Origin of the sequence: Paenibacillus sp. FSL H7-0716 (assembly GCF_038002705.1) — a bacterium.
Taxonomy (GTDB): Bacteria; Bacillota; Bacilli; order Paenibacillales; family Paenibacillaceae; genus Paenibacillus_AQ; species Paenibacillus_AQ odorifer.
In genome coordinates, this window is record NZ_JBBODA010000030.1 from 31677 (window position 1) to 55283 (window position 23607).

Consider the following 23607-nt stretch of genomic DNA (forward strand, 5'->3'; position numbering starts at 1 on the left):
ACTTTTGGACTACCTTCAGTCTTATGATAAGAACATGAAGCGTGTGGGGATTTTAAATGATTCATATGATATCCAACGGAAGAGACGGATCAATTCGGATTACGAGATATCTTTCTTGGTGCCCATGAATTCAGAGGATTACCAAGAAAAATTGTTGATTAAGGGTCACGTTAAGGACGAACGGGGTCAATTTTACGTTGTCAATAGCAGATCCAGAGTAAGAGAAGATCGTAAATTAACTGCCTCAATCATGTGTACACATGTGATGTTTAAACTAACAGATTTCAAGTTTCCATATTCCTTATATATTGATGAGGCTTACGGTGTTCCTATTTCTCGACTGACCAATCTAATTACTGAGGCAACTGGTGGAAGATTCACCTTTTCAATCGATGATACTTTCGATCTTCATGACGTAAAAGATTTTGGACAAGGAAATTGTCTTCAAGCACTAAATAAGATCGTGGAGATGTATGGATGCGAAATTGAGCCGGATAACTTTGTAATCCACCTTAAGAAAAGAATCGGCAGAGATAACGGTCTCCAATATCGCATCAAGAAGAACATTATTTCAGATCAATTTAAGGATGATTCAAGTTCGCTTGTAACGCGCTTATTTTGTCAAATGAAAGATGGTAGAACATGGATAGGTGAATCAGCATCTATCTTAACAAATGAGGAGAGGGCACTACTAGAGGTTGTGCCTGGGGCAATTGTTAATGGTGTGTTACAAGTGAATTATTTAATTTCTCCTTATGCTTCCACCTGGGCGAGCAATTCAGTTCCATACTTTGATGGTGAAATTATCGAACAAGATATAGAAAGTGTCTCGGATCTTCTGGAAGTATCACGAAAGACTTTAAGAGAAAAGGAAATCCCAACATTTGAAGTCACTGCTGATGGTGCGGATTTATTTAAGATTGATAAAGAAGAGCCTAAACCCAATCTTGGAGATACCGCCTATTGCTATGATCCAGATATGGAAATGAAGAATTTAAAGGCTAGAATAACTGAACTCACAGAATATCCTTTCACTAAAGAGAAACACGCCCAAGCAACCATAGCAAATGTGATGTTAAGAGACTATGACGATATCATAGCTGACCTTGATAAAAGCAAGAAGCTAGTAGATAACTTATATTCTAACGGACGCATCCGAACAGAGCTTTTTGAAGCTGGGGCCAAGCAAGTAATTACAGATATTAATAACTCGAAAACTGAACTTATCTATCCAGAAGATGGCGGGATATTGGCAAGGGAAAAAACAAATCCATTACGACAAGTTCGCCTTACATCGGCGGGATTGGGCATCTCAACGGATGGATGGCAAACTGTGCGTTCTGCTGTAACGGCAGGCGGTGTCTTAGCTGAAACTGTGATTGGACAGTTTGGTAGCTTTGTTTCAATGTTGATCGGAACTGGAAATGCCGTTACTCAAATTAATACTAATGGTATAGCAGCAGGACACGCAAACTTCACCGAAGCGCCTTTTCGAGTAGATATGGCTGGCAACTTGGTAGCTAATAAATTGACAGCAAACTATGCCTCAATAGCGAATTCTAACTTTTCTGGTGGGGCTATTGTAGGGTCATCCATCAATGTAGGCAATGGCAAATTTGTAGTTAATTCCTCGGGCAGTGTTTATGCAGCTGATGGAACCTTCCAAGGAACCATTAATGCTAAAGGTGGAAGTTTTGAAGGGACAATCTATGCAGGTGGAGAAATCGTTGGGGGGATTATTACAGGTGCTCTTCTGAGAACAAGTGCGATCGGAGAAAGAGTAGAGATGAGTTCAGGAGGATTAAGATCCTATGACTCCAATGGAGTTAAGCGTGTAACGATCTCAAACGATGGTTTACACAAATATTCAGGTATTGGTTTTTGGTCGCCGAGTGGAATAGAGAGAGCGGGAATGTATGCTGAAGAATATCTTTCCTTTCTATATGCTCAGGGACCACTTCAAATTCTTTCCTTTGGAGATCGGGTGTTCTTTGCTGGTTCAGTTGATTTTTCAAGTGCCAATGTATATGGGCTTAAAATTCCCAGTATAGAAAACCTCCAGTCAACTTTAGATGGATTACAAATTGCGTTAGGCAGTAAGGCTGAAAAGAGTCAAGCGGGATATAATCTTGCATTTGACAATACAAGTCGTAACTTAAAGATGTTTAGCAACACAGGAGCTCTTCTTGCACAAGTAAACATTCCCTCATAAACTATATTGAAACTTCTAACCCTTTATTGCGATAATACAGATAAGAAATATTTACTAATAAGGGGTGTTTTAGTTGAAAAAGTTCATCTCAGGAATAATTATCGGAGGATTGATATTCGGTGCAGTGCCTGCACTTGCTTCAAGTGGTTTGGTGGGTCAAAAAGTCCAAGGTATATTTTCGATCGAGAAGAGTGGGAATAAAATAGCCGAAGCTGTCGTTATTAACGGATCGGCTTATGCTCCAGTTAGAGCGTTGGCAGAGGCAACAGGTACAAAGTTGACTGTTGAAGGGAAGAAAATAATCATGGGTAATTTAAGTTCCTCAGTTATGATTGATGGAGTGGAGTATGATCTTAAAATTAAAATTACAGGCGAAATTAATACATTAAAAGAGAATATTGCGTGGTATGAATTCAATATCAAAGGAACACAAGAAAATGAAATAAAACCTGCAGAGGAAAATTTAGTTAAGGCAAAGATTTCCGACAACGGAACACCAGAAAGCGCTTTGGTAATATCTAGTATTGAACAACGAATTAAGGAAAGTAAAGCACACATTGCAGAACAGCAAAAACTAATTGATCAAGCGAAAGCAGATATAGAGAAACTACAAACTCAAATAAAAGATCTCGAAGGCACAAGTAAGAAATGAAGAAAAAGATCATAATTCTAACTTCTACTGTAATTGCGTTGCTTATCGCATTTTTAGTGATAGACCATTTAACAAATGATCCTAAGAAAAGTGCATATGAAAGAGCAATGAGTAAACCAGTCCCAACATCTTCAGTGGAGCTTTTCGAAAAGGAGACGTTCGAAATTGTCCGGATTTACGATGAAAAGTCAAAAGATCTTCTTCCATTAACCGAGGATGAAGAAACCATATTAAATGACTACTATAACAATTACTCAAGGAATCCTAGGTTGAGTGGTGAACAAGAAAGTATATATTCAAAGATTGTTGTATTAGAGACAAGTTACTATTTATTCATCAGTTCTAAAGACAGTAAAGAAAAAGAAGATATAAAAACAGCTAATGAAGCAATCACATCATTCTTTAGTTATCTTGAAGGTTTGAAGACAAATAAACCGTAGTACTACAGTATATAAACAAATATATTCTATAACTAAGAAAGCCTCTCCAATATTTTGGAGGGGCTTTTACTTTTGTCCGGAAGGAGGAACAGAATTGGTAATTATAAAAAAACTTGAATTAGCACTTGATCTAACGAGACCAGCTGAAGAGTTGATTGAAGCGATTATAACAGTATTAGAATTTTACCCCGGGCGACAATTTGAGATTTTGCAGCAAGTTGATCATAAAGTCGGTGAAATGTTAGGCGCATTGCAACCAAAAGAAAATTCAAAATTAGAACCAGCAGTACATTCGGAAAAACAATAGAAAGGGGGCGAATTGTAATGACTAAATCTCAAATTGCTGCGTCAACAGTAGGCGCTGTGCTTATTCCAACATTTGATTTTTTATACGGGGAGGCGGACGCTGTCGTAACCATCATGGTCGCACTTTTATTTTTTATTATCATGGATTGGTTATCTGGTATTCGAGCTGCCAAAAAGGATAACACATATGCCAGTAAATATGGAATTGATGGAGTCTTTCGTACGTTTTTCATGTTGCTACTACCCGCAGGTGGACATCTGCTTGATATGGTGTTTGGGTTGCCTGGAGCGATATTTGGTGCATTATCCATTGGAACCTTGTACCACGTTTTACAGAGTATGACGGCAAACTCAATTCGGGCAGGTTGGGGGGATTCACTCCCATTGCCAGTCTTGGATGTAGTACTTAAGTGGGTAGGTAGTGAGTTGGATAAGAAGGTTAAACGCGCTGCCAACAGAAAGGGGGACGATGAGTAATGTCTCTGACGCTGGATCAAGTAAAGAGTAAATCATCTACGAGATTGATAGGATTGCACCCGGTAGTAATGGCTGCTGCGACAGTTTTAATTGAGCGCTGTTACACTCGGGGAGTGCCTATCTTGATAACTCAGGGGTTGCGGACAACAGCTGAGCAGAATGGACTATTTGCTCAGGGACGGACGCAAGCAGAGCTTAATGCAGCTGGATTATCGAGCGTTAAGGCACAGCCGGACAAGCCAAAGGTCACCAATGCCAAGGGCGGGACCAGTTATCATAACTTTGGACTAGCCATCGACTTCGCATTATTACTACCAGATGGGAAACAGGTATCATGGGATTTAAAACGTGACGGTGATGGTGACAAGGTAGCTGATTGGACGGAGGTAGTTCAGGAGGCTAAAGCTCTTGGTTTTGAATGGGGTGGTGATTTTGTCTCGATTAAGGATGCACCACATTTTCAAATCACTTTTGGAATGACAACCTCACAACTACGTGCGGGTGCTAAGCCGTCAGAGATCGCTATGGCAAAAGCAACGGCTATTATAGATAGACTAAAAGAGGAGGCGGACGAATTGTCAGCAGAAGAAAAAAAGGAACTGACTGCACTGCGGTCGGAGGTTAAAACTTTGTCTGAGGTGGTGGCTGGGCTTACTAATAGCAAAGATGTACTTAAACAAGCTGCAACAGAGCAAGGAAAGAGTAATGCTAATGTTTTAATTAGGTTAGATAAGCTGGAGAGTAAGGCGAGTCTAACTGAAATACCTACTTGGGCAAATGATGCTGTACAAGCTGCATTTGATGCGGGATTGGTAGACACACCAACGGGTGGAAGTTATGACTTTTACCGGATGCTTAAGGTTTTGTATACAGCTGGATTACTCATCACAAGATTGGAGGCTGAATAACCATGCAACCAATTATTGATCAAGCTCAACCCTATATTACTGCCATTGCTTTGGCTATTTTCGGTGTATTGGCAACAGTAATTCTACGGGCAGTAGCACTGCTACAACAAAAGGCGAATTCATGGTTTGATGCAAAGCTATCCGTATCTCAGCGGGAGCTACTACACAAGATAACAACTGAAGCTTTTGCGTATGCAGAAACTCTCTTTCGGGAAGCTGATGGGGAAAAGAAAATGGGAAATGCAATTCTCTATGTCGAGGAACAGTTAGATAAGAAAGGTATTAGTTTCTCTTCTGTTGAGATAACATCAGCCATAGAACATGCTTACTTAAGCTATGTGAAGAATAAGTAAAATAAAAAGAATCCCCGTCTTTCTAGTAGAGGATGGGGATTTAATAAAAAACGTTCTTGAGAATTAACTGTAAATATGGAATAATTTATTCCGTGTTTACTCCAATACGTCAGGATGTTAAGTAAATGACAAAGAATAATAAGAGATCATTCAGTGAGTCCTTTGGCACAACTAAGCTTTTAGCATTTTTGTTGTTAAATTATTTCGTGGATTTAATTACAGTTAGTGCTAAAAGACTTTTTAGCAAAACTTGGATTGCTGTCTTAATTACTCCGTTAATACATTTCCTTTTATGGTTTTCTGCCAAGGGGATCAATATTCCTTTATTTAATTTCACTTATTCGCTATACGGTGAAATTAGTTTAACTCAAGCAATTAGCACTGATTTATCAATAATTGAAAGATTGACAAAAATACTAATTATCGCCTTGCCTTTGAGTTTAACTTTTTTTTACTTCAGTTACAAAGAACAAAAGGCGCTTGCCATGAGTAGCGTTTCTTTTTGGAATAGATCGACTGTAGTTTATGGTTTGACCTCAGTTTTATCGATTGCTTTCGGAACACATTTGAGAGGAGCGTTGAATTACTACTACTCAAATACATCATCAATAACTTTGTCACAATTAAACGAAGAGTTTTCTGGAAGAGTAATATTTCTTATTGTATTGAGTTTATTGGCAATAATAAATGGGGTTGAAGCGATTAAAGTTCATCTTTCAAACTTAAATTTATCTTCTCAATTCAGATTCGCTTTAAATGAGATTCAACAAAGTTGGAATCTGCTCCCATATTCTTTAGGTGAGTTTCAGAAAGATCAGTTATATAAACGAATTAATAATAATATTAATGCTCTCTTTCAATTGTTACTTCTCGGTATAGAGAAAAATACAGTTGATTTTTATAATGAAGCATTAATAAAATGGGAAAATGCATTACAGTTAATAACTGAGGAAAATCCAGAAATACTAAAGCGACTAATTTTAAAACAAGGGAAAATGGATTCGCGATATATTTCATTACAACGATCAATACTTAAAAACCAAGTTAATTTAATTAGTAAATTGTTAAGTTCGCATCGACTTGAAGAAGCTAATTACTCCTTTAATGTATTTCTTAGACTGGAATCTGGGGAACAGGAATATTACACCGCACTTCATGAATTAGCAATCTTGTGTTATAGACAAGGTAATCTTGGTCTAGTATTAAGAAAACTTAATTCCTTAATAGAAAATCAAAAGAGCAAAGACAAGAAAATAAGCAGTGTGAATTCGATCTATGAGCAATTACTCATTTTAGCGGTTGAGAAAAATGACATTAGGGATCTTTCTGATATTGCTCATTCATTATTGAAAAATATAAAAATTATGCCAATAACTAATAGAACAACCCAAAGAAGAATACCGGTACAAAAATTAACATCAGCAAACCAAGATGAGGCCTTACGTGAATGTATTCTCTATATGATGATACAGACTCTTGTGAAGAGTGTTGAGGTGTCTCATTATTCATGTACAGGATTTTTAATAAAATTTATTGTTTCAAACTTCAATGGTGGATTTATTAAAGAAGTCTATGCTACATCAGTGGATAACTTAGTAAGGGATAAAAATCATGAAAATCCATATTTAAAAGATAATAGAAATTCAAATATATCGGCATCTTTTAATTTTAATAACAGTTCATTGAGGTATTGTTTTGAAAAAATGTCTGTGCTTCTCTACTCCCAACAACGATTTGTTCAATACTATAACATAGCTATTGATAAATCCATTCAAATTGAACCTTATATCAATATTTCTAAATTACAAAATAATATTAATTACTTGTATAAAAAAATACTAAAAGTAGGGGATAAATATGGATTACTCGTGGTAAGTGATTTAAAATTTATTAGTGTCGTAAAAGCTGAAGTGATTAATTTTACGAGTGTATATAAATCAAGCAAACAACATAATAAAGTCAGAACAACAGTAAGAAACGGAAATGTATCAGGGAAAAAAAGGAATAGGGAAGTATAATTGTATATACAAAATGGGAACGTTATGCTTTAATCTAGATATAATGGAGAAAGGAGTGATACTATGGTAACTATCCAAGACGTAGCGTCCTTTTTTATTGAAAGGTCATACAAAGATGGAATACCTATCACGCATTTAAAACTCCAAAAGTTATGTTATTACGCGCAATCATGGCATCTAGTCTTGTCTTCAAAAAAAGAGCGGCTGTTTGATGCTGAATTTCAAGCTTGGGTGCATGGACCTGTGAATACTGAGATATTCTCAAAGTATAGAAACTACGGGTGGAACCCAATCAAAAGTGAAAAAAGTAAAGCGCGGTTTAATGATGACCAAGAAAGTATATTGAATGAAGTTTGGGAAGCTTATGGTCATCATGATGCAAAATTTTTGGAATCTTTAACTCACCAAGAGGAACCTTGGATTGAGGCTAGAAAAGGTTTGGCAGAAGACGATTACTCAAACAATCCTATTAGTGAGAAAACAATGAAGAGATACTATTCAAAACTCTGAAGATTAGTTGAAGCCCTACCATTAATGGTAGGGCTTCTCTTTGCGTTCAGGAAAAGCCGCCTTTCCAGTATATAGAGTATGTATACATAATGTTCCAAATGAATTAATCTATACTTATGGATAATGAAAACTATCAGTATAGAGATACATACTTTTTTGTGGGGAAACCAGCAATTCTATGGATCTCTATATTTGGCTTGGTGCTACTGGGATGTGTATTGTTTTATTTGATTAAGAGATACTTAAAGCAGAGAAAATGAGGCCAGGTATTTATTACATAGGAGGATCTTGTTGAGTAATGTATACAAAGGCCTATAGACAAACTCTGGATTTCTAACAGCTGCCCTTAAACAATCTAAAGTGGATATACTTGAACGCCGTGGTGATCTAGCTAGCTGCATAATTGATTGTGAGGGTTCAGTACAGAAATGGAGTCCAGTGAGCATTAAAATTGCAGATGCTTATTACATGAGAAATGAGTTTGAGTTTAGGATGGTTTTGGCATAAGCATTTATATAAACAAATACCCCGTCAACCTTAAATGGTAGGTGGGGATTTGTTTGAGTTCTGAGGTTAATCCTACCTAGTAGAATTTACGTATCCTTTATTATGTTTATCATTTGTTGCATAGACTTCTTTGCTTCTGGAATAGGAAATACAGGGAACACGTGATTCATTTGGGGATACTCAAAATAGTTGATTTTTACCTTTTCTTTTTCGGCTAATCCCTTAAATTTTCGAGCATCGGGTAGGAATAATTCATGAGTACCTACAAATAAGGAAATTTTACCTAAGCCTTGTATAGGTCCATTCATCGGACTTAATAAATAATTACTAGTTTCTGCTTCCCCGGCATAAATTTTACCGACCTCGATCAAAAGTTTTGCATCAAGCATAGGTTCCTTTCTCGCCATTGTTGCTATATCCGGATGACTGAGTGTGATGTCTAGCCATGGGGAAAGGAGTATAATATTGCCTGGCTGCGAAATATCATTTTTCAATAAAAATTGTGCTAGGGCTAGTGCAAAGCCGCCACCTGCGGAGTCACCCATCAGTACAATATTTTCAGGCGGAACCTTGGTTAATAAGTCTTTATAAATAGGAAGAACCTTTTTAAAGGCTTCTTTGTAATCATGATTTGGGGCTTTAGGATACACAGGAACACATATTGTTCCATTCAAATTTTGGATTAATTTATATAAAAAACGCCAATGCCATGATAGTGGTTGTTCGATATATCCTCCACCATGCAAATATAGAATTTGTCGTGTTTCTGGTTGAGAAGCAGATTTTAAAATAAATGTGTCTCGGAAATAGCTTGTATCTTTCAGTATATTATATTTTTGCCGTAGCTTAGCTGGTATTACATAAGAGGTGTCATTAGCTATTCTTTTTTGTTCAATATAATTGGATGTGTCGGTCTTTTTTTTATTTAGTAAAAATAATCGTTCGACAAGAAAACTCTGCCAACTCCTCATTCCTCATGACCTCCATTGACGATAGCATTTGAAAATGTTCAACTGATATATGTATAATACCAATTCACTATGATAAAATATATTTAAAAATAATTAAGATTTATAAAAAAATATTTAAGGATGGGAATTATGTATATCGCACAATTACAGTATTTAATTGCAGCTGCCAGTCATGGAACTTTTACTAAGGCTGCTAGTGTGCATCATGTGACAGTACCTACGATTAGTCAATCGGTACGTCAACTGGAGGATGAATTAGATACAGTTATCTTTCATCGCACGAAGAAAGGCATCGCACCTACGAAAGAAGGATATCTTATACTTCAACATTCTGCATCCATTCTCAAAAGTGTGGAGATGATGAAACGAGAACTATCTTTTTTAAAAGAAGAAGCTTCAGAAAATATTATCATTTCCACGATACCAGGAATGGTTCCACAGGTTGTCCAAACAACTATTGAATTCGCTAAAAGATATCCTTTACTTAATGTCCAAATGTTAGAGGGAGATACGCAGACAGTACTAAATCACGTTAATCAAGGGTATGCAAGTATGGGTTTAATTTCTTACAGTTCTGAGCAACAGGAAACTTCTTTTGATTGGATGCCAATGATACAAGGCAAGGCTGTACTGATCGTGAACAAGAATTCCTCATTACGGTTTTTAAACGCAGTAACTGCTGAGGATTTAAGAAATGAAGTGTTTGTCCTATATAGAGATGAATATATTGAATCAATTGCTCATAATTTGATATCTGCACATCCTACTAATCGAATTGCGCTAACTACCAATAATATGGATGCCTTATATCAAATGGTTGTCAAAGGAGATACCATTACGATAGGACCTGATTTTATCATTCACTCTTTACCTTCAAGTTATCAAAAACAGATTGTAACTGTTCCGTTGAAACAGTACAATTCCGAGCCAGTAGTTTTAGGGCGGATTACTAGAAAACAAGAACGTGCTACGAGGATGGCTGAGGAGTTCACAGCCCGTTTAATTGAGTTATTTATAGGAACTCAAAGTAGACTTGGAGATGAGAACAAATGTTAGTTTTGGTTGGTAATTTTTTTCGAGGTATGGTAATGCCAGACATAGTGCACAGGATTTATTGAGTGAACGAGATATAAAGATACTAGCACAATCCACGGATCACCCTTACACGGTTTGACGCTTATGAGGGTGGATCGTCAGCTCGGACAGATTAAGTTTCGTTGTGATGATGATTGGGAATGGATAAAGATAGGTGATATTATTGATGTTACTAGATAAACAAAGCCTCGTCAGTATTATACTGACGAGGCTTTTTATAGTTATCCGTTAAGAGCTGCCCAAACAGTAAAACAAATAGTGGCGGAAATCCCGAGGATAGCCAATATAGCTGAAATATTCCCCCAGAAATTTTGACGAACAAGGCTTTGAACATGTTTGACATTGCTCGATACTTCGTCCTTCACTTCCTTGAAGTCACTTTTTAGATCAGTCCTCATACCTTCGATAGCAGACATGAATCGCTCTTCTCTTTCTTTTGATTCTTGTCTAAACCGTTTCTCTTGTTCTAATAAGTCTTCTCTGTATCTGTTTTCACGTTCTTGCATCTCACTTTGAAGACGAGCATCTCTATCCCGAACCTCTTGTTTGTGATCTCTCAAATCACGGTCTATGCGATCGATTAAATGTTTTGTGGACTCATCCATATGATCACCGCCTTTTGATGAATGTTCCTGTGTATTTAAATTATTATTCCATGTTATTAAGTGACTATTAGCCTCATTGTTTTTATTTTGAGATAGGGTTTTGAAATCGATTAAACTACCCATATTTAATTGAGCCTCTTTTTTATTTCCAGCACTTGTTCACCAATAAAGTTTCCATCTAATGATAGTTCAAATTTGTAGAAACCCGGTCCTTCAAACTCCATGTCTTTTATACCACCTGCGGAAGTAATGCTCGATGTTTCGCTACCATTAATTTCAGCCGGCATTTCATAACTTTGACTAGAAAGCTCTGTTCCACGTTCATTAACAATCCTCATCTGAACGTTGTATTTAGATCTGGGAAGTAAATTAGATACCGAGAAAACAATTCCTAAAGTAACTACTAAAGGAAGGTTGTCTGTCAAGATGTTGCTAAGAGGTTGGATAATTGTTAATTTATCCTCTCCTAACAGGTTTCTTCCGATTGATACATCTTCACAAAGGATCAAATAATTAAGAAGTGGTTTGGATTTATCCATAATATGCTACCCTCATCATTCTAAGTATATTCTGCTCAAGGGACTTATTCTACACTGTTCTTCAAAGTCCTTCCAAACTGTTATTCAATTTTGATGAAATCAAACTACTTTGAATACTTTTCCAGCAACAATTCAATTGCCTGATCCAACAATTTCGACTTTGGTATCTCGGTTTCTTTATGAAGTTCGTTAAAAGCTTGAGAAAGATCATTTCTTAATGAATTCGAGAAGGCTTTCCTATTCACTAGCCCTCGGTTTCCTGGCTTGTCCATATAAAAACAACTCCTTTCATAACATATTAGAGTAAAATGCAATTGAATGCAATTGATTTCAAAAAAACATCTTGCAATTGAATGTAGTTGAATGTATATTTAACATATAGAACAAGAACAACGACATTTCCGGCGGGTATACGCGGGAGGGATAAGGGATGAAGCAAACTCGCACTGAACAAGAGTTAAATGGTCGCGAAATCGCACTACTGCTGGAACTCTTTACGAACTGCATGGAATTGGCTGCTCGTTACAAGGCAGCAGGAAAGACGGAACTGGATGCTGATGTTATCGACCTGGTTGGTCGCGGTAACGGATATCGGCGGCAGCTGAAAGCGCTGGGTGTGCTGGTAGGCAAATAACGCGGGGATACTACCCCTATATAGGAGGACTGACATGAAAATTGACCCTAACTTTGTACTCAAGTTTTTGCGAGAATCAGACGGATCTCATTATGCAACTGCAATAGGAATTATACGAAATGAAATTCATGCCAAACATTCACCATTTTCTAAAATAAGAAATGTGAAAATCGTCTTGGATGCACTTGATACACTTCACAACGAACTCATACAATATCCGCCTGATGAGCGCTGAGAGCGCCTTGGACCAGCTGCGGGACTGGTCGAAACCTACCGGATCAATTATGCCGGGATGGTCGCGGTATCCGTCATAAGAGGGCAGCGCGCGTCCTCACATGCATAGGAGTGATAGATATGTTGGCAGCTCACCAAAGATTAGCTGAAATTTTTCATGAGAACTTGAAGGGACCATTAAGTGAGGAACTAGCTATAGAGTTGCAGCATTGTCTCCATGAGAACGCAAAGTATTGTTGGGATTACAATACTCTCAATAATCAACTTATCCAAGCTAGATCTACACATGATACTAATTGGGAAATGGATCTTCTGGTTAAGATGGATTGGCTTAGACGCTCAGGAAGGTTGGTGAAAGGGTATTAAGATAATGCCGCCTGATAGACCTATTACGTAGTAAATAAGTAGTATACTCAGTACCTGGTAGGGTTATATAATTAACCTAATGAATGAAAATTATGACAGGCGGTGTTGTGTTTTGTCGTGGGAGCCAGTGGGGTTTGTGTTTTTCTCAACATTAGAGTTTATAGCTATCTATTTTATTATTTGTGCTTTATTTAGATTGAAACCAACGGAAATCATATTCCCAGCATTATTCATAATCTTGTTAATGGATTTACAGAGTTTCTTTTTTAGAGAAGACCTACAGTTAACCGCAATTGTACCCTTTATCAATATTCTACTGTTTGTCTTGCTATTTACAGTTGTGATGCGAATCCCACTGGTCTGGTCTGCTGTTATATCTGTAATGGGTTATTTTGCTTACGTACTCCTGCAAGTCGCTCTAGTCCAAGTATCATTTGGATATTTATCCGTAAATGAATTGACATTACATCCCGAAAAAGGGTATTTGTTGCAAACAATCAGCAGTGTATTAGGCATAGGTGGAGCTCGTGTTTTTTATATGCTAGGTGGAGGGTTCACTTTTGACTTTGAAAAGTTAAGACTAAAACGTGAGGCTATCTATGTATACACACTTATCGGCTGTGCACTATTACTAACGATCTGGCTTCTATACAGAGGCAACACATTAATTGATGTTATCTCTGTATCCATCGCATTTATCTTCTTCGCTTATTACGCAGTTAAAAAGGAGAAGGATAAATGATTGATTTTCTCTCCTTGAGAATCGCTCAAGGAATAAAGAAGAGTGTCCCCGATAGCCCTATTACAATTACTGTGATGAAATATGCACTTTCAATCATTATAAATGCGTTAATGATAATCGTCCTATCGTTACTGATATCAACATTAACGGGAAGAACACTAGAGGTAACGATAGCACTTACTGTTTTTCCTTTCTTACGACAGGCGTCTGGTGGGTATCACATGCGGTCCGGAATGAAATGTGTTCTGTTTTCGACTGTATTGATTACTTCAATTTCCCTTGCTGACTTTGAATATTGGACGATCATGACATTGGGTATTGTAAGCTTTATTCTTGTGGGGTTATTTGCGCCGTCGAATATCGAGAAACAATCCCGAATCCCTAAAAATTACTATCCTGCTTTAAAGATTGTATCATTGATGATCGTATCGTCTAATTTTTTAATAGCTTCACCAGTAATCGGCGCTGCATTCCTCGCGCAAAGTATCTCTTTAATTCACATGAAAGGAGGTGATAACAAATGAAAAAAATAATGGCAAGTGTTAAACGTAAGGCGCTGGTAAACGTGGCTGCTCTTCTTGGAATTGTAGCTTTATCTTCAGTAAGCACGGCAAGTGCTTGGTACGTGTATAATGGAGAAGTGCCGGAGGAGTTGCTAAAATAGAGAAGTAGGTGATAGGTGTGCTGAAACTATCCGTAACTCGTGATCCAGAGGGAGAATCTGGATTAAACAATATAGATGTTGATAGTATACTAATGTTGGATTTTGCTATGAGTTCAGATAAAGTCGCTGTCCATACTGCAGAGGAAATTTATTTTACAGTAGGAACTCTAAAATATTGGAATAAAACTTTAAATAACAGTGGGTACAGATTTGGAATTGCTGACAGAAGTAATTGTGTGAATTTGGAAAAAATAGAAGTGCTAGATAAAACTTTAAAAATAGCGTATTTCGAAAAAGATTTCACGAGTAAATCAAAACGCTGTATGATTGCAAGATACCGCTTTAAAGAGGTTGCAGAAAGTTTGATGTTAGTCAATCCTAATATAATTATTACGGCAAGTGAGAGTCTTTATTAAAGGCTCTTTTTTTATTACCACAATATTCATAAAATGTAAAGTTAAAAACTCATGTTCGTATATGCAATCTGTCCAGCCATTTGCAATATACAAAATACACAATTTGGTTTTTAATATAAGTATATTCGCGCTATGAAACAGTATTGACCTTTTACTTGGTTGCGTGCTATGGGCTATTTCTTCGTTCGGGAGGAGCGTGAATCACTCCGACCTACTGCAATATCCATTCATAGAGTTCAGCTTCTTCACATTTAAGAGCTAAGCAAACGGCACGCATTTGTATTGTGTTCATTGGCCGTTCGCTTCGTTCGATACGCGATAAGTGACTAACTGAAATGGATACTCCGTAAAACGTTCTGAGATTTTTAGACAAATCCGCTTGTGTTAGTCGAGCAGATTCTCGGAGCGTACGCAGTAGGCACTTCCCTTGAATCAGAAGCGCCATAACAACCTCCTATTTTGTTATCAAAGAGAGGTGATGAATATCGTTGGAATTATATCACAGTTACATAAAAAAGATAAAGGGCGGGTCCTGGCAGACACCCCCTAATCTTAAAAAATCAATTTTCACTAATAGCATAGCACAATTAAATAACAATTATTATACTTGATTCTCTTTTCGAAAAGTTATTGACAAAGATAAAACACCAGAAATGCAGCATGTAAATCTGAGAGGATGAACTTAATGGATATCATAGAATTTTTAGAGCCAGTTATTGAAAAGAGAACCGAAGAGATCGTGGAGGTAGTTTTAAAAGGTGAAACGAATGATGACTATCAACAGTTTGTTATGCTTCTTCAATCAGTAGAACCAGTCCTACGTAATGAATTGGAAAACTATTTTTTAAATAGTGTACTGGAAGCAGTAAAAACTTCTTATAGAAGTGGAGTAACTGAAGCATCGGCTTTAAGACATTTATTATGAAGTAGAAATAAAAAAACGTCAACAATTCGTCAACAGTAGATCTTTTTAAGTAGTTAATAAGAATGATATCAATCAGGAAATCCTTTATCTATAAGGATTCATGAACATAAATTCGGGGCCCTATCTCTAGGGCCCCTTTCATGGGAGAGGAGAAACCGGACGAAGAGCTTATGGGGAAACGTAAGCCTGCTCCGCGGTTGTCTACGACATTTGTGGTGTCGATAATTACATGATGTCCCTGGAAGTCCAATCTTATACATTAAGATAACTTATTTCTCTGAATAAGCTGTTTCGCCTTCTTATTTCACATCTAGACAAATTTTTTATTTCATCGCGCAAATGTGTTACGATAGGCGTGGACTTATGCCCTTTTGGGCATAACAAACAGAGATATAGAGCGGGTGAATAACAGTGAGAGTGGTATCGGGAAGTGCAAAAGGAAGGCCACTGAAGAGTGTTCCGGGAAGTGGGACAAGGCCTACGACCGATAAGGTGAAGGAAGCTGTATTTAGCATGATAGGCCCATATTTCGAAGGTGGAGCGGTGCTGGATTTGTTCGCCGGTACTGGCGGTTTGGGGATCGAAGCCTTAAGCAGAGGGATGGAAAGCGGCGTATTTGTTGATATGGAGCCTAAAAGTATCGACACGATCCGCGCCAATCTGAAGGCTACCAAGCTGGAAGAACAGGCACAGGTGTACCGTAATGAAGCTGGAAGGGCGCTAAGTGCGTTGGAGAAGCGGGGGAAAATTTTTGATTTGGTCTTTTTGGATCCTCCCTATCGCTTGAAGCACGGGGATGAGCTTATGCTTATGATGGTTGAAAAAGGAATGCTGCAAGAGGACGCAATTATTGTTCTGGAGCATGAATCAAGTTATGCCTATCCTGAAGACATTCCAGGATTTTATAGGCTGCGTCAGGCCGTATACGGAGAAACGACAATTTCTATTTACCAGTATGAAGCAAATCCTGCAGAGGAAAGTGAAGCTGGTGAGGAGGTAGAGAATGAGTCAGCAAATTAGAAAAGAACGTGTTGCCATTTATCCAGGTACCTTTGATCCCGTGACTATGGGACATATGGATATTATTCGGCGCGCATCCAAGCAATTCGACCGTTTGATTGTAACGGTGCTTAATAATTTGAGTAAAAACCCGCTGTTTACTGTTGATGAACGGACAGAGCTATTAAGACAGGCGACTGCTGATATTCCCAATGTGGAAATTGACAGCTTCCGTGATCTGTTAGTGAATTATGTTCGCCAAAAAGATGCTCAGGTCATTGTTCGGGGTATCCGTACCGTTACAGACTTTGAATATGAGCTGCAAAACGCATCGATCAACCATAGCCTGGATCCCGATGCGGAAACGATTTTTATGATGACTAATCCGAAATATTCCTACTTAAGTTCCAGTGTTGTTAAAGAAATCGCCCATTTCGGCGGGAATGTGACTGATTTTGTGACGCCTGAGGTTGAACAAGCGATGAAGCGTAAATTTAACCGAGCCGGTGGCGAATAGTACTTACCAGATAAGTTCCAGCAGATAATCCCAACAGGATGATGAGCAGAAGGGCTTGCAGACTTAGCAGCTGTGGGAAAGAGCTCCATATATCCGTTACATTAATGGTCCCGCTTGGAGTCGGGCGTGAGTCTGCAAGTGCTGGTAAAGTAGCTTTAGGGATAGCCAGCAATGGTTTCCAGAGCAATAAAGTTAACAGAAAAGCATAAAATCCATGCATCAGACGAACCGTAGCGTAGGGTAGAAATCTGACTCTGGCTTGTTTGAGCATGGTCAGCACCTGTAGTTGCGCACAGAGTCCGCTCCAGCCCAGTGCAGCAGACAATAAAGCTATCCCAAGCATACTAGAAGGTCCTGTTCCTATGCTTGCTAGCCCTTTGCTGATTGCGTCGGCACCTAAATGAATTTCCAGCAAGCTTGCAGGCAGAGCAGCTGGCAATGCGGGAAGCACAGTAGTGATAATATTGATGACTACAGCGAACATAATCATGTAACCGCCCACGACCATCAGACTTTGCACGGCATTAGCGACGGACTCGCCGAGAAGCTTGCCGAAGCTGCGTCCGTCTTTTGCTCTGGCATCTGTTGCTGCAAGCTGAACGCGACTATATAAAGAAGATTGTTTGGTGTCCGCGGAGATCTTATCAACTGGTTTCGTGTTCGCTGACCGCCCCTTTAATAGAGCATCGGTGTAGCTGGCTAGAAGTCCAGAGATCCAGTGGATGGCCAGCAGAAAATAACCTGCTGAAGTACTGTGTAGAAAAGCTATGCCAATTACTATAAGCATGGTTACCGGGCTGGCGAAGTGTGTAAGTGCAGCAAGCCGGGCGGCTTCCTTGTCAGAGATGCTGTTCTGCTTATGTAGCTGCATGACCCCTCCAGCTCCACCGGGGAATCCGGCTGTGATTCCGAGTGCCAAGGTCCAGCCGCTGGCACCAGGCAGACGAAAGACCTTTTTCATTAATGGCTCCAGAAGTACTCCAAAACCATGAACGAAGCCCGAAGCAGTAAGCATTTCTGACAGCATCAGGAAGGGAAGCAGGGCAGGGAATACGAGTGTCCACCAAAGCTTCAATCCTTGGAGTGAAGCCTCAAAGGAGCTTTCCGGTGAGATAATAATCGCAATGGCGGTCAGGATTGCCATAATCCCGGGTATAAATGGTGTGGAGCGTGTAGCTAGTCGGCGTATTTGAATATTTTTCATTTCTCAGATCACCTCTTCATAACTTAAGGCATGGACGATGTGTTATCAATTTATGCAGAGTAGACAACCATCATGCCAAACCACTAGTCGAAGCGGTAATGAAGTTCGATCATTCATATCCTAAATGTGCCGCGGGAAAGAAGGGAAGAGCAGTGAAGCAACTGAAGCATCGGCCGGGTTTCCGCGCCACAGCTTATCTGTTTACGTTTGTAGTTATCGCGTATGTATTTGTCTTTATGAACACCCCGTACATTGTATATCAGCCAGGCAGTGCATCTGAAGTTGCCCCTATGATTAAGGTGGAGAATGCCGATCCGGCTGAAGAAGGAACGTTTATGATGACTACGGTGTCTGCTAGTTATGCTAATGTGGCCTTATTGGTCGCCTCTGCTTTTAATTCCAATTCAGAGGTTGTGCGAAAAGAAACCCGGCTAGGGGATAAATCAGAAGACGAATATGCTGCGGAGCAGGTTTTTTATATGAATAGCTCACAGTCTTATTCTGTTCAGGCCGCTTATCATGCGGCGGGAATTCCATATGAGGATGTAGTGGATTATCTCTACGTTTTTTCGGTTCCTGTAGAAAGTAATAAAGGACAATTTCTGCCGGGTGATAAAATCATTAGCGTAGAGGGACAAAAAGTGCCCGATCCTGAAGCACTGTCTAAACTGCTCTCCTCTAAAAAAATCGGAGATCAAGTCGCTGTTGTTTTGCAAAGAAATGGCAAGGAAGTAAAAGAACAAGTGACGCTGGTTGAAATAAAGGATAAAGAGGGCGCTGCCGTTCGACCTGGCTTTGGAGTCACTATTGCCGCTGTTCAAAAAGTAAAACCAAAAGAAGCAGGGAAAGCTGTCAGCTTTGTAGATACAAATGTTGGCGGACCTTCAGCAGGGCTAATGTTCACTATGGAAATTTACAATCGCCTTACTTCTGGTGATTTAACTAAAGGCCATAGAGTTGCAGGGACGGGTACGATTAACGCCGAGGGTGTGGTAGGTGCTATCGGTGGAGTGAAACACAAGATCGTGGCTGCGGATCGAGAAGGGGCGGAGATTTTTTTCGTGCCTGTTAAGAATTATGACGAAGCCAAAGCAAAAGCTGATAAAATCGGCACATCTATGAAGCTGGTGCCTGTATCTACGCTGGATGAGGCGCTGAAGTATATGGAGGAACTGCCGGTCAAACCATGACCGGAGGTTCCAAATAATCGCGGTACATATCCAGTCTGCGGGGTTCCTTAAAAGCTCCCGTGAAAGCGGAAGCGGCTTGAAGATCTCGCTCAAGCTGCGGATGGGAACAAAGGGACGGGCGCGTGACGATGGGCAACGTAGCTTTTTGTTTCATCTCTTTAAGCAGTGCTCGTCCACTTTCTCTAAAACCAAGAATGCGGATATATCCGGGCCCCTCTGCTAGTATGGAAGGGGTCATTTCTTTTTTAGAATGATTTAACAGAACATGTAGCAGCAGACGCTGTAACCGTGTATGCGTGTAGCGCTTGCTCTTAAGGGCGTGAAGCAGGCCTGAAACAGAGAATTGCTCCAACTCAGGCAAAAGCCGCAGTATTCGGTTCTCCAAGCCTTCATTCATATCATGGATCGTTCGTAACTCGGCAGCAGTATGGGTGGTCAGCAGATGGCGAAGCGGGATACTGAAGCTCTCCAAGCTCAGAGGGCCCCTTCCGGCTGCATGCTCTCTTTCCAAAATGGACACGCTATAATCCGGCATATAAGCAGCAGGAGATCCGCCTTCTTGCAGCAGCTTGCGGATGGCCGTCGCACTTGCAATAGAAGAGTCGGCTTGTAATGGGTCATGGAAGCCTGCTGCTGTGCGCGGAACGGTTAGTGGCATTATCTTGCTATGCAGCCGCTGCAAGGCGATAAGATAATGCAGACCAAGGCTGTTATTCGGCTGGCGCAGCAGCTCGCCTGCATCTCCGGGACTCTCCGTTTCCGGGAGAGTCCCTTCAAAGGCCACCGCCGCCGCTGCGCTGTACGCGGCGGGGAAGCTCGCTCCGAGCGCCATGCGGCGGCGGATCTCACTCTGAAGCTCGCTGCTTTCCTCAGCCAGATATCTGGCCAGCGGGAGCAGCGAGCCCAAAGTGCCGGCTTCGGAGCCGAAGCACAAGCTGTCCACGACCCCGGTCGCTTCCAGCAGTGCAACTGCTCCGAACGCGAACCACTCGGCTGGCTGGACGGCATAAGCCACCGGCAGCTCAATGACGAGGTCGGCGCCCATATGCAGCGCCATCTCTGTCCGGGCTTGCTTGCTTACCGCCGCCGGCTCGCCGCGCTGGGTAAAGGGACCACTCATGACGATGATGGTGCGCTCTGCGCCGGAAAGTCTTTTGGCTTCCGTGAAGTGATGCACGTGTCCGTTATGTAAGGGATTGTATTCTGCGATGATTCCAACCGTTGTCACTGTGGCTTCCCTCCGATAAGTAAGGTATATTTATTGAGTTTAGTAGGGTAGATTTCTAGAGATACTGTTAGCACAAGCTGATCTTTTGATTTACACTAATAGTTATATCATAATTCACCGCATTTTCTGAAACAATATAAAGGGAAAATGGTTGACAAAGGTATAGAATACTAGGTATAATAAATTTTGTTTGTTTGGGAGTGATAAGTATGCAGATTCACTTTCGCAAATTAGCGAATGCCGACGAACCGTTACATATTCACGATGTTGTGGATGTCAGCGAGGTAGTCAAAGGGCGCAAGGATATTCTAACTGTTGCTCCGCTCTCAGTAGACCTTAAAGCGCTGCCCGCGGGAACCGATTGTGTGAACGTGGTGGGGAAACTGAGTGGAGATGTGGACATGTTATGTTCACGTTGTCTCACGGAGGTCAAAAGTGATTTGAACATTCCTTTTGCTGAGACTTTCAAGTGGCTTAAGCAGCCAGTTCTTCCAGATGATGACGAAGATGAGGAACTCATTTACGTCAAGGATGAGGTTGTGGATCTTATCCCGTATGTGGAAGAAAATTTCGTACTGCACTTACCGGATTCGGTATTGTGCAAGGCAGACTGTCTTGGTCTTTGTCAGAAATGCGGACAGAACTTGAACGAAGGCACCTGCAGTTGCGACAACACAGTGATCGATCCTCGACTCGCTGGGTTGAAAGACTTTTTCAAATGAAACATTACAACAAAACACATCCTGCTCTGAGGAGCAGGCTGACAGAAATATCACGAGGAGGTGGAACACATGGCAGTACCACAACGTAGAACGTCTAAAACACGCCGTGACAAACGTCGCACCCACTTTAAGTTGGTTGTGCCGGGCATGGTGAAATGTGAACAATGCGGAGAGTTGAAACTAGCTCACCACGTATGCAAAGTTTGCGGAACTTACAAAGCAAGAGAAATCATCAAACAATAGTTTCAAAAATAAGTAGTACTTCACTTCGGTGAGGTACTATTTTTTTGTCCAAATCTAATAAAGATAAGGTTTGTACCTATACTTTATGTTCCGCTCAGAAGTCAATGCTTTATTTTTGCTGCGGCATGCTTTATACTACATATTAGTACCTGGTTCTAAATAATGTTTATGATTGTTTGACCTAATATAACAGCGGCCATTCAAGCGGCCGGATGCTTTCTTTAAAATATAAGGAAGTATAAGTTATACACCTATACTTTATGTCTTATATTTCTCGCTTAAACGCTTACCGTCCTTATTAGGGCGACGAAGGCGTTTACGCTTGGCATGTGCCAGGAGGTGAGCCGCTATCGAGCGGATGTCCAAGAAAGAACGTCAGCAACAGCTGCTACATATAATTGCAGGCAATCCTTTTGTAACTGATCGGGAGTTGACCCGTCAGCTGAAGGTGAGCATTCAGACGATTCGGTTAGACCGGATGGAGCTGGGAATACCAGAACTGCGTGAAAGAATGAAACAAATGGCAGAGCATTCCTATGATCAGGTGCGTTCTTTGCCTGCGGATGAAGTGATCGGAGATATTGTGGATTTACAGCTCGATAAGAGCGGGATTTCGATCTTTGAAATTCGTGAGGATCATGTCTTTTCCAGAAATGGGATCGCCCGTGGCCACTACGTGTTTGCTCAAGCCAACTCGCTTGCGGTTGCTGTGATTAACGATGAAATTGCCTTGACTGCTTCAGCCGACATACGGTTTGTTCGTATGGTTCTGCTTGGTGAGAAGTGCATTGCTAAAGCTCAAGTGCGGTCACTTGCAGGCAGAGGCGGCAAAGCAGAGGTGGACGTATTCACCTATGTCGGAGAAGAATTGGTATTTCAAGGCCACTTTATAGTGTATCGTTCCGCTAATGAAGAGTATAGTGAAGGGGGTAACCGTAGTGCTGATCGCCATTGATGCCATGGGCGGGGACAACGCTCCTGAATGTAATGTCGAGGGGGCGTTGTCCGCGGCCGCGGAATGGAAAGATACGCAGATTGTGCTCGTAGGTGACGAAGCCAGACTAGAGCCACTGCTGAAGGACAAGCCATCCAACCTGAGTGTGCGGCATGCAGGAGATGTTATTGGTTCTGATGAAGAGCCGGTTAAGGCGGTTCGCCGCAAAAAAGATTCATCCATGGTTGTAGCTGGACGTATGGTGCGTGAGGGCGAAGCAGATGCTATGATTTCGTCAGGTAACACGGGGGCGCTTATGACTACAGGGTTACTAGTAGTAGGCCGTATGCAGGGGATTGAACGTCCAGCGCTGGCACCTATGATTCCGACGCTGGATGATGTTGGCGTGCTTGCGCTTGATCTTGGCGCTAACATGGATGCGAAGCCTGAACATCTGGTGCAATATGCGCTGATGGGCAGCATTTATCGGAATAAAGTGCATGGCATTGCTAAGCCGCGGGTTGGACTTCTAAATGTAGGGACGGAGCCTGGGAAAGGCAACGAACTGACCAAAGAAGCCTATCCACTGCTGGAGAACTTGCCGGGCATTCATTTTATCGGTAATGTTGAGGCACGCGACGTACTGACAGGAAACTGCGATGTGCTTGTCTGCGATGGATTTGCTGGTAATATCCTGTTGAAGTCGCTTGAGGGTACAGCGGGTGCATTGTTCGCTTTACTGAAGGAGCAATTCAGCCGTTCTCTGAAGACTAAGCTTGGAGCGGCTATGCTGATGCCGGAGCTTAGAGCCCTGAAGGGCAAGATGGATTACAAAGAGCATGGCGGTGCACCGCTGCTTGGTCTTAGCGGGTTGGTAGTTAAAGGGCACGGATCTTCAGACGGAAATGCGGTTAAAAATGCGGTAAGACAAGCGCGGATTGCTCTGCAAGCCGATCTTGTGCCAAGTATATCCAAGGAAATTAGCGGGAAGTGAGT

32 protein-coding genes are annotated in these 23607 nt (G+C 40.7%); 25 read left to right on the forward strand and 7 right to left on the reverse strand.

The window, feature by feature from the left end; genetic code table 11:
- Positions 1-4: 4 nt before the first annotated feature.
- The 9 genes from MHH60_RS26440 (at position 5) to MHH60_RS26480 (ending at position 7876) form a co-directional block, all read left to right on the forward strand.
- Complete coding sequence (locus tag MHH60_RS26440; RefSeq protein ID WP_306082396.1) at positions 5-2212, forward strand: phage tail protein; 2208 nt, start codon at positions 5-7, stop codon at positions 2210-2212.
- A gap of 73 nt (positions 2213-2285) precedes the next feature.
- On the forward strand, positions 2286-2864 hold the full coding sequence (locus MHH60_RS26445) for a hypothetical protein (RefSeq protein ID WP_076138790.1): 579 nt from the start codon (positions 2286-2288) through the stop codon (positions 2862-2864).
- A complete protein-coding gene (locus MHH60_RS26450; protein WP_076138789.1) occupies positions 2861-3304 on the forward strand; it encodes a hypothetical protein in 444 nt (147 codons plus the stop codon). The genes MHH60_RS26445 and MHH60_RS26450 overlap by 4 nt, the downstream gene beginning before the upstream one ends.
- A 94-nt stretch (positions 3305-3398) precedes the next feature.
- Positions 3399-3611: a hypothetical protein gene (locus tag MHH60_RS26455; protein WP_076138788.1), complete on the forward strand. Its 213-nt coding sequence runs from the start codon at positions 3399-3401 to the stop codon at positions 3609-3611.
- Between the two features lie 17 nt (positions 3612-3628).
- Positions 3629-4087 (forward strand): phage holin family protein, encoded by a 459-nt coding sequence (locus MHH60_RS26460; protein ID WP_076138787.1) that lies wholly within the window; start codon positions 3629-3631, stop codon positions 4085-4087.
- Positions 4087-4995: a M15 family metallopeptidase gene (locus MHH60_RS26465; protein WP_341161176.1), complete on the forward strand. Its 909-nt coding sequence runs from the start codon at positions 4087-4089 to the stop codon at positions 4993-4995. Before MHH60_RS26460 ends, MHH60_RS26465 begins: the two co-directional genes overlap by 1 nt.
- 2 nt (positions 4996-4997) lie before the next feature.
- A complete protein-coding gene (locus tag MHH60_RS26470; protein ID WP_076104553.1) occupies positions 4998-5348 on the forward strand; it encodes a phage holin, LLH family in 351 nt (116 codons plus the stop codon).
- A gap of 125 nt (positions 5349-5473) precedes the next feature.
- Complete coding sequence (locus tag MHH60_RS26475) at positions 5474-7366, forward strand: hypothetical protein (protein ID WP_076104554.1); 1893 nt, start codon at positions 5474-5476, stop codon at positions 7364-7366.
- Between the two features lie 63 nt (positions 7367-7429).
- A complete protein-coding gene (locus MHH60_RS26480) occupies positions 7430-7876 on the forward strand; it encodes a Panacea domain-containing protein (RefSeq protein WP_076104555.1) in 447 nt (148 codons plus the stop codon).
- Between the two features lie 593 nt (positions 7877-8469).
- On the opposite strand, the gene MHH60_RS26485 is transcribed toward MHH60_RS26480, so the two are convergent.
- Entirely contained in the window at positions 8470-9354 is an 885-nt protein-coding gene (locus MHH60_RS26485) for an alpha/beta hydrolase fold domain-containing protein (protein WP_076104556.1), read from the reverse strand.
- 129 nt (positions 9355-9483) lie between these two features.
- Between MHH60_RS26485 and MHH60_RS26490 the strand changes: the two genes are divergently transcribed.
- Positions 9484-10410, forward strand: coding sequence for a LysR family transcriptional regulator (locus MHH60_RS26490; RefSeq protein WP_076104557.1), 927 nt, complete (start codon positions 9484-9486; stop codon positions 10408-10410).
- A 260-nt stretch (positions 10411-10670) separates the two neighbouring features.
- Here MHH60_RS26490 and MHH60_RS26495 read toward each other — a convergent pair whose 3' ends face one another.
- The 3 genes from MHH60_RS26495 to MHH60_RS26505 all read right to left on the reverse strand — a co-directional run bounded on the left by MHH60_RS26495 (position 10671) and on the right by MHH60_RS26505 (position 11865).
- Positions 10671-11177: a hypothetical protein gene (locus tag MHH60_RS26495; RefSeq protein WP_076138649.1), complete on the reverse strand. Its 507-nt coding sequence runs from the start codon at positions 11175-11177 to the stop codon at positions 10671-10673.
- A 2-nt stretch (positions 11178-11179) separates the two neighbouring features.
- Positions 11180-11593 (reverse strand): DUF6941 family protein, encoded by a 414-nt coding sequence (locus tag MHH60_RS26500; RefSeq protein ID WP_076138648.1) that lies wholly within the window; start codon positions 11591-11593, stop codon positions 11180-11182.
- 104 nt (positions 11594-11697) lie between these two features.
- On the reverse strand, positions 11698-11865 hold the full coding sequence (locus MHH60_RS26505) for a ribbon-helix-helix domain-containing protein (protein ID WP_076138647.1): 168 nt from the start codon (positions 11863-11865) through the stop codon (positions 11698-11700).
- A 158-nt stretch (positions 11866-12023) separates the two neighbouring features.
- Between MHH60_RS26505 and MHH60_RS26510 the strand changes: the two genes are divergently transcribed.
- From MHH60_RS26510 to MHH60_RS26535, 7 genes are all read left to right on the forward strand, one after another.
- Positions 12024-12227: a hypothetical protein gene (locus MHH60_RS26510; RefSeq protein ID WP_076138646.1), complete on the forward strand. Its 204-nt coding sequence runs from the start codon at positions 12024-12026 to the stop codon at positions 12225-12227.
- A gap of 34 nt (positions 12228-12261) precedes the next feature.
- Entirely contained in the window at positions 12262-12462 is a 201-nt protein-coding gene (locus tag MHH60_RS26515) for a hypothetical protein (protein ID WP_076138645.1), read from the forward strand.
- Between the two features lie 119 nt (positions 12463-12581).
- Positions 12582-12827: a DUF7667 family protein gene (locus tag MHH60_RS33360; protein ID WP_076138644.1), complete on the forward strand. Its 246-nt coding sequence runs from the start codon at positions 12582-12584 to the stop codon at positions 12825-12827.
- A 244-nt stretch (positions 12828-13071) separates the two neighbouring features.
- Positions 13072-13569, forward strand: a complete 498-nt coding sequence (locus tag MHH60_RS26520) for a hypothetical protein (protein ID WP_143766791.1) — start codon at positions 13072-13074, stop codon at positions 13567-13569.
- Positions 13566-14093: an accessory gene regulator ArgB-like protein gene (locus MHH60_RS26525; RefSeq protein ID WP_076138642.1), complete on the forward strand. Its 528-nt coding sequence runs from the start codon at positions 13566-13568 to the stop codon at positions 14091-14093. Before MHH60_RS26520 ends, MHH60_RS26525 begins: the two co-directional genes overlap by 4 nt.
- Entirely contained in the window at positions 14090-14233 is a 144-nt protein-coding gene (locus tag MHH60_RS26530) for a cyclic lactone autoinducer peptide (RefSeq protein WP_081389185.1), read from the forward strand. Before MHH60_RS26525 ends, MHH60_RS26530 begins: the two co-directional genes overlap by 4 nt.
- An 8-nt stretch (positions 14234-14241) precedes the next feature.
- Positions 14242-14649 (forward strand): LytTR family transcriptional regulator DNA-binding domain-containing protein, encoded by a 408-nt coding sequence (locus tag MHH60_RS26535; RefSeq protein WP_081389184.1) that lies wholly within the window; start codon positions 14242-14244, stop codon positions 14647-14649.
- A 211-nt stretch (positions 14650-14860) separates the two neighbouring features.
- On the opposite strand, the gene MHH60_RS33365 is transcribed toward MHH60_RS26535, so the two are convergent.
- Positions 14861-15094 (reverse strand): helix-turn-helix domain-containing protein, encoded by a 234-nt coding sequence (locus tag MHH60_RS33365; protein ID WP_076138641.1) that lies wholly within the window; start codon positions 15092-15094, stop codon positions 14861-14863.
- Between the two features lie 240 nt (positions 15095-15334).
- Here MHH60_RS33365 and MHH60_RS26540 point away from each other — a divergent pair, with 240 nt between their 5' ends.
- The 3 genes from MHH60_RS26540 (at position 15335) to coaD (ending at position 17090) form a co-directional block, all read left to right on the forward strand.
- On the forward strand, positions 15335-15574 hold the full coding sequence (locus MHH60_RS26540; RefSeq protein ID WP_076138640.1) for a hypothetical protein: 240 nt from the start codon (positions 15335-15337) through the stop codon (positions 15572-15574).
- Positions 15575-15985: 411 nt separating this feature from the next.
- Positions 15986-16594: a 16S rRNA (guanine(966)-N(2))-methyltransferase RsmD gene (gene rsmD / locus MHH60_RS26545; protein WP_076138639.1), complete on the forward strand. Its 609-nt coding sequence runs from the start codon at positions 15986-15988 to the stop codon at positions 16592-16594.
- Positions 16578-17090 (forward strand): pantetheine-phosphate adenylyltransferase, encoded by a 513-nt coding sequence (coaD, locus tag MHH60_RS26550; protein WP_076138638.1) that lies wholly within the window; start codon positions 16578-16580, stop codon positions 17088-17090. Before rsmD ends, coaD begins: the two co-directional genes overlap by 17 nt.
- Here coaD and MHH60_RS26555 read toward each other — a convergent pair.
- Positions 17068-18294, reverse strand: coding sequence for a nucleoside recognition domain-containing protein (locus MHH60_RS26555; protein ID WP_076138637.1), 1227 nt, complete (start codon positions 18292-18294; stop codon positions 17068-17070). The two genes, coaD and MHH60_RS26555, sit on opposite strands and share 23 nt — an antisense overlap.
- Before the next feature lie 152 nt (positions 18295-18446).
- Between MHH60_RS26555 and MHH60_RS26560 the strand changes: the two genes are divergently transcribed.
- A complete protein-coding gene (locus MHH60_RS26560; protein WP_076138636.1) occupies positions 18447-19484 on the forward strand; it encodes a SepM family pheromone-processing serine protease in 1038 nt (345 codons plus the stop codon).
- On the opposite strand, the gene MHH60_RS26565 is transcribed toward MHH60_RS26560, so the two are convergent.
- The gene (locus tag MHH60_RS26565) at positions 19474-20712 is read right to left on the reverse strand and encodes a nucleotidyltransferase (RefSeq protein WP_076138635.1); all 1239 of its coding nucleotides are present in this window, start codon (positions 20710-20712) and stop codon (positions 19474-19476) included. The genes MHH60_RS26560 and MHH60_RS26565 overlap by 11 nt on opposite strands.
- A 209-nt stretch (positions 20713-20921) precedes the next feature.
- Here MHH60_RS26565 and MHH60_RS26570 point away from each other — a divergent pair, with 209 nt between their 5' ends.
- The 4 genes from MHH60_RS26570 to plsX all read left to right on the forward strand — a co-directional run bounded on the left by MHH60_RS26570 (position 20922) and on the right by plsX (position 23605).
- Positions 20922-21434: a YceD family protein gene (locus MHH60_RS26570; RefSeq protein ID WP_076138634.1), complete on the forward strand. Its 513-nt coding sequence runs from the start codon at positions 20922-20924 to the stop codon at positions 21432-21434.
- Between the two features lie 69 nt (positions 21435-21503).
- Entirely contained in the window at positions 21504-21677 is a 174-nt protein-coding gene (gene rpmF / locus MHH60_RS26575) for a 50S ribosomal protein L32 (protein ID WP_019911234.1), read from the forward strand.
- 358 nt (positions 21678-22035) lie between these two features.
- Complete coding sequence (gene fapR, locus MHH60_RS26580) at positions 22036-22632, forward strand: transcription factor FapR (protein ID WP_036686484.1); 597 nt, start codon at positions 22036-22038, stop codon at positions 22630-22632.
- Entirely contained in the window at positions 22616-23605 is a 990-nt protein-coding gene (plsX, locus tag MHH60_RS26585; protein WP_076138633.1) for a phosphate acyltransferase PlsX, read from the forward strand. Before fapR ends, plsX begins: the two co-directional genes overlap by 17 nt.
- The last annotated feature ends 2 nt before the right edge of the window (positions 23606-23607 follow it).